Source organism: Eudoraea sp., assembly GCF_049669105.1.
Lineage (GTDB): Bacteria > Bacteroidota > Bacteroidia > Flavobacteriales > Flavobacteriaceae > Eudoraea.
The window spans coordinates 1-2,021 of the sequence record NZ_JBATKE010000157.1 but is presented as its reverse complement, the minus strand read 5'-3'; the positions used below and the strand labels follow the sequence as shown (position 1 = coordinate 2,021).

The following is a 2,021-nucleotide window of genomic DNA, read 5'->3' as shown; positions in this document are numbered from 1 at the left end:
CTTCATGGCAAACAAGAAAGTTCTGGTCATCAATTTGAGAATCAAAATGGATTTCACCCAAATCGTTAAAGTGAACATTTGTAGTTTTTTTCTCAGAACATGAAGTAAACAAGCCCAAGGGGATTAAAGATATTAAGATATACTTTTCGATAAAATTCTTTTTCTTTTAAGGAATTGGTTGAAAGTAGAGATTAACTGACTGTATCGTTTATTTGAACTTTTTCGATCTTGTGAGTTTTGGCTAAACGATAATGCGAATTATCTGGATTACTGTGATAGACCACAACAAAGGCGGTTTTCACATCATAATTTTTTCCGATTTCAACAAGATACCTACTTTCATATCAGAATAATATTCGACCACAAATTTTTTCATTTTCTTATATTGTTATCATTTAGAGCTCTGTCCAGTTGATCAGAGCTCTTTTTGATTTTATCGTTTTTTTGAACTTTGGTTTCAGCTCAGTGCTTTTCACGTAGCTTTCATGGCCTGCTGTTTCCTAAGTAGATTTTGAAACAATTCGACTGTTCTTCCTTGATAAGCCTCGGGTATTCGTCCGCCTATGATCCATTCGTTCTTGACCAATTTCCTGCTTTGAAGGTTAAACTCTTTCTTCAGGCAAAGCAAGGCTTCCTCCTTGGTATTATGGTTCATTTGTTTGAACAATCTTCTAATATTGTCAGTCATGGTCGGTTTCGGTAAGTGTTAAATATATTCCAAATTTGCTGCACAAAAAAGTTAAATCGATGTACGGTGGATTTCTTTTGAACTTATCCTTTATTTGAACTTTAACGTCTAGGCTATGATTTTGGCGTATTTAAAAGCAGCGGAGCCTAAGCTTGGATCCCGGATAACTATCGGGATTGTTGCACGCTGAGGGCGCTGCTGCCAATGACGAAATCTTTTACCTTTGTTTATTTGATAAATGTAGGATTAATCTTTATTTGATGCAATGATGTGCGCTGAATTATAGGTGTTGTTGTAACAAGTTTTTATTTAATTATTTAATAAATCAAATATCAATTTACTAGAGTTTTTATTTTGTGTAGCAATCGTATAATTACTGTTTACATTAATTTTTGCTGATTCAACCATTTGGTTTGATTCATCTCTATTAATCACAATATTCAATTTGTAATTTTGTTTTCTATTTTCAATTAAATGATTGTCCCAACTGTTGAATTCTGATAAACTAACTAAACATATTAGTTTATAATCGGATTTGTCATATTTTTTTAACGGAATTAATTCTAAATCCGCTACCAAAGGTTTTTTTGAATATAAATCATAATTAAAGTTAATCTCAGTTTTAGATTTTTTAAATCGCTTTTTTAAGTGTTTAGTTAAGTCAAGATAGAAATTTATAAGATGGGTATCTCCGTTAAAAACAAATAAAACAGACTCCATAGAACCTATATTAGAAGGGATATTATTTTCTTCTAGATTAATTCCCGCTTTAAATTTTTCCTGTTTTTGACAATACAAATTGGATACAACAAATAATAATGCGAGGATAAAATATCTTTTCATAGGTAAATTTGTTACAACGTTGAGGGTATGGTGTCGTTCGAGACTACGAAGCGATTTCCTGTCAAGTTACGCTAACTTTTCTTACGAGCCACTAGCCCTCGAAAACTGCGGAAACCCCCATGCACTATATTCCATTTGAGTAGTTAATCGTTTAATTGAACTTTAAAGAATTGGACTAGGACTTTTCATAAAACAAATTGTAGTAACACGTTTTAGATTTGTTAAGGTCGAACTTTATTTTTATTAATCTTTCCAATTAATTTATTTAGTCCATTCCATGAGATAGTTTTGCCCGTGTTAACATAATCCCAACTACCATCATCCGCATTTTTTATTATTTCTGCCTTTCCAATTATTGTCCACTTCGATAACAATGTTAATTTGTTTAGGTCGTAGAATCTAATTTCACTTTCTGCCTGATTTGTCTTTTTTGTGCTACCTATGTTTGGAGCATGGGCAAATGAACCCATTTCGTCTTTCACAATATTCG

3 protein-coding genes are annotated in these 2,021 nt (G+C 32.2%); all 3 read right to left on the bottom strand.

Annotation, left to right across the window (positions count from 1 at the left end):
* Positions 1–472: 472 nt before the first annotated feature.
* Positions 473–688, bottom strand: coding sequence for a hypothetical protein (locus WBM60_RS12895; RefSeq protein ID WP_424283163.1), 216 nt, complete (start codon positions 686–688; stop codon positions 473–475).
* A 309-nt stretch (positions 689–997) separates the two neighbouring features.
* Positions 998–1,531, bottom strand: coding sequence for a hypothetical protein (locus WBM60_RS12890; RefSeq protein WP_424283162.1), 534 nt, complete (start codon positions 1,529–1,531; stop codon positions 998–1,000).
* 221 nt (positions 1,532–1,752) lie between these two features.
* Positions 1,753–2,021, bottom strand: a 269-nt coding sequence (locus WBM60_RS12885; RefSeq protein ID WP_424283161.1) for a hypothetical protein, incomplete at its 5' end; no start/stop codon positions are given.

Excerpts from the sequence above, each read along its gene's own strand:
- WBM60_RS12895 (WP_424283163.1), bottom strand. The coding sequence starts at position 688 with ATGACTGACAATATTAGAAGATTGTTCAAACAAATGAACCATAATACC.
- WBM60_RS12890 (WP_424283162.1), bottom strand. The coding sequence starts at position 1,531 with ATGAAAAGATATTTTATCCTCGCATTATTATTTGTTGTATCCAATTTG.